This window comes from Salinimicrobium oceani, from assembly GCF_012037645.1.
Genome location: NZ_JAAVJR010000306.1, coordinates 1 through 556, shown reverse-complemented (window position 1 = coordinate 556; position 556 = coordinate 1). Strand labels below are relative to the sequence as shown.

Here is a 556-nt window from a genome sequence, read left to right as displayed (position 1 = left end):
CATTTCGGCATCACTGTGGTTGATAAAGAATTCTCCATAAGGTCCTGAAATAGTAACCTTATCTCCTTTTTTCTGGTTGAAGATATAGGAAGAAGCGATTCCGGGATTTACAGCCATCCAATCATTCTTGGCACGATCCCACGGTGGGGTAGCCACACGAACGTTAAGCATTATTCTTCTTCCTTCAGCAGGGTAAGAAGCCATAGAATAAGCTCTCTCCACGATCTCCGGGTTTTTCATTACCAAAGGCCACAGGTTGAATTTATCCCACTCCAATTTGAATTTATCGGGTTCTCCAGGATGCTCTTCAGGGTGAGCTTCAATATCCATATCTGAATACTTCACTTCACACTTAGGAATCTCGATCTGGATATATCCACCGGCTTTGTAGTCCATATCTTCAGGAATCTCCACAACGAATTCCTTGATAAAAGATGCTACGTTATAGTTACTTACTACAGTCGCCTGCCACTTTTTAATACCAAAAACTTCTTCAGGGATTTGTATCTTCATGTCTTGTTTCACTTTCACCTGACATCCAAGACGCCACCCATCA

The 556-nt window shown here is 42.1% G+C and carries 1 protein-coding gene; it reads right to left on the bottom strand.

Going from position 1 to position 556, the window contains the following annotated elements; translation table 11 throughout:
• On the bottom strand, positions 1-556 hold a 556-nt coding region (locus HC175_RS16880; RefSeq protein WP_235942659.1), incomplete at both ends, for an FAD-binding oxidoreductase.